At 67.3% G+C, this 2,831-nt stretch carries 2 protein-coding genes and 1 pseudogene; 1 reads left to right on the forward strand and 2 read right to left on the reverse strand.

The window, feature by feature from the left end:
- Together DQP56_RS23630 and DQP56_RS23635 are read right to left on the reverse strand one after the other, a co-directional pair.
- Nucleotides 1-844: PPE family protein (locus tag DQP56_RS23630; protein WP_133259025.1), on the reverse strand; the 844-nt coding region annotated here is incomplete at its 3' end.
- Between the two features lie 108 nt (nt 845-952).
- On the reverse strand, nt 953-2,182 hold the full coding sequence (locus DQP56_RS23635) for a JmjC domain-containing protein (protein WP_112689492.1): 1,230 nt from the start codon (nt 2,180-2,182) through the stop codon (nt 953-955).
- Nucleotides 2,183-2,319: 137 nt separating this feature from the next.
- Between DQP56_RS23635 and DQP56_RS25695 the strand changes: the two are divergent.
- Nucleotides 2,320-2,831, forward strand: a pseudogene (locus DQP56_RS25695) (hypothetical protein); the annotation flags it as partial.

The raw sequence follows: 2,831 nt of genomic DNA on the forward strand, positions 1-2,831 counted from the left end.
CGACACCGGCGAAGCCGGCCAGTGGTGACGCGGGCGCGACCAGCGCGAGCATGGTCTCGGTCAGCGACGTCACGGCCGGCGCTATCCCCAGCACGATCTCGCCCGCGTAGTGCGGCGCGATCGTCATCAGCACCGGGTCGCTGATCAGGCTGACGAGCGGGTTGTTGCCGGCAAGATCAGCCTGGATGGCCTCGTTGATCTCGGCGAGTCGAGTCGTCCACCAGCTCTCCTGGTAGATGTTGCCGAAGTCCTGGGTGGGCGCCTGGTCGTTGCGGTGGTGGTGGTCGCGGTGCGGCGGGGTATCGGGGTTGAGCACCGTCGGGGCGGTCGACGCGGCCGGAGCGGACGCCACCGCGGCGCCCGCCACGGTCTGATAGGTCGACATCGTGGTGGCCGCCTGCACCCACATCCGGGTGTAGTCGGCCTCGTTGAGGGCGATCGGGATGGCGTTGACCCCGAAGAAGTTCGTCGCCACCAGCACCGTGTGAATGGCGTGGTTGGCAGCCAGTTCGGCCAGCGTGGGCATGGTGGCCAGTGCGGACGTGTAGGCGGCGGCGGCGGTTTGGTGTTGGGTGGCCAATGTCATGCTGTCGGCGCCGGCCTTGGTCAGCCAGGCCAGATACGGAACATTCGCCGCCACATAGGATTCCGCACTGGGCCCCTGCCAGGATCCGGCCTGCACCGCGGAGAGCAGGGCGGAGAGTTCCTGTGCCACCTCGGTGTATTCGGCGCTCAACGCGTCCCACATCCCGGCGGCCGCCAGTAGCGGGCCCGGGCCCGGGCCGTTGCTCAGCAATGCCGAGTGCACCTCCGGTGGTGATGCGATCCAGATCGGCTCCGTCATTGCTGCCTTTCCTCACCCGTGCGGTAGTCGAATACTAAACCTCAAATCGCGATTATTCGCTGGAAATATCCTCTGAATGCGGGAGAAGCAGGCCGATATAATCCGCATTCATGGACTCGATGGTGCGCCGGCGGCCGCCCGCACCAGAAAGCCGCTCATGATCAGGCTCCGGACCAACTCGAGCTGCTGGACGGCAGTCAGCCCGGGTATTTCACCGACCCGGAAAGACTCGGTGGCATCGGACAGAAACCGCATCGCGGCTTCATGATCCGGGCGGGCGCTGACGATCAACTGGGCGAACTGCAGGCCGACGCCGTCCGCCGTCCGGGTCACCCGGGAGTACAGCGGCTGCTGCTTGCCCACCAGGGTGTCGGCATCGATCCCGACGGTGTCGGCGACCTGTCCGACCACCGGGCAGCGGGCGCGGCGCACCAGCAGATCCTGCATGGCGCCAAGGCCTTCCGCCAGGGCGGCGGGGGTCTCGACCGCGGCGAGCGCATCCCGGACCAGTGCGCCCAGGCCGGCTTGCACCTGTGGGTCGTCCAAATGCCTTGCGGGCAGCCGGGTGTGCACGACGTCGTCGCGCAGGCTCAACAGCTGCAGCGTGTGTGTCAGCAGCGTGAGCACCGTCGGCACGTGGATGCCCACCGTCAGATGGACCGACGACTCCGACGTCGCCTCGGCCGAATGCACCCGTCCCCGAGGCAGATACAGGGTGTCCCCGGCGCTCAGCCGCAGGCTGGTGGGCTCGGGCAGGCCGACCGGATCGACCTCGTGCAGCTGCTGCATCAGGTGTGGCGGAATCGGCTCGTCGCCGTAGAAATACCAGGTCTTGTGGCCCCGGATCTGCAGCACCAGCACGTCGTGGTGGTCGTAGTGCGGCAGGAAACCCACGGCGGACGGCGGGGTGACGTAGGCGTTGACGTGGGTCGGGAAATTCAGTTCGACCTCGACGCCGTGGGTCAGCGTCGACATCGGGCGCAGGTACTTCTCGATGTTGTTGCAGATGAGCGTGTAGCCGTTGTCCAGCTCCGCGTGGATTCGGCCCAGGTCCAGGGTGCCGTCGGCGAGCGTGTACTGCTGCGGCGCCAGATGGTCGGCCCCGCGCACCAGCCGCACCGCGGACGGCTCGGTGCGCAGCGACTCCAGCAGCTGCTCGGCCGTCGCGAGCGGTGACAGCCGGTCGAAGTAGTCGGCGCGGTCCCGGCCGATGTGGTGCAGCGCCGCGCCCCACAGCTCCTCGAGGAAGGTCTGCACCGTCACCGGGGCCAGCAGCCAGCCGAGCGAGGACTCGAATCCTGGGAACTCTCCGAAACCATTGCCGGCCGACACCGGCACAAAAATACACCTGCGACGGCCAAGTGTTCACCCAGCGGGTGCGGGCTGCTACCGCTAAATCGATCCTCAGATACTGACGAACAGCGATTTAAGGTCCTCAGTTGTGGCATGGGAGTTGGCCTGGTTACAGTCGGAGAATGCCCCGTCAGCGCGCTGAGAATCGAACCCATCGCCCCGGCAGTCGCGTGGTGGGCGCCGCGACATCGGTCGGCACGTTCCTGGCGCTGGGGCTGAGCCCGGTCGCCACCGCGCCGGCCCGAGCCGACTTCGACGACCTGTTCTCGCTGGATCAGTTCTTCGACGATTTCGCGCTGGCCGACCCGGGCGCGGCCGCCGGGGACACGCTGGATCTCGGCCAGGTGGGCACCGACATCTATACCTGGACATCGGTCGTGGAGGTCGTTTTCGCCGGGCTGGTCCAGAATCAGCTCTACGCCACCATCCACGACCTGGGCACGCTGTGGATGATGGGTCCCGGCGCCTTGATCGACCCGATCATCAACCCGCTCTTCGCTTTTGACGGCGCCTGCGGCCTGATCTGCGATGGGGTCGACGGAACCGTCGACCACCCCGACGGCGGTGACGGCGGGTGGCTGTTCGGTGACGGCGGCAACGGCTACGGCGCGGGCAGCGACGAGAACATCGCCGC

The organism is Mycolicibacter senuensis (assembly GCF_003284925.1).
GTDB lineage: Bacteria > Actinomycetota > Actinomycetes > Mycobacteriales > Mycobacteriaceae > Mycobacterium > Mycobacterium algericum_A.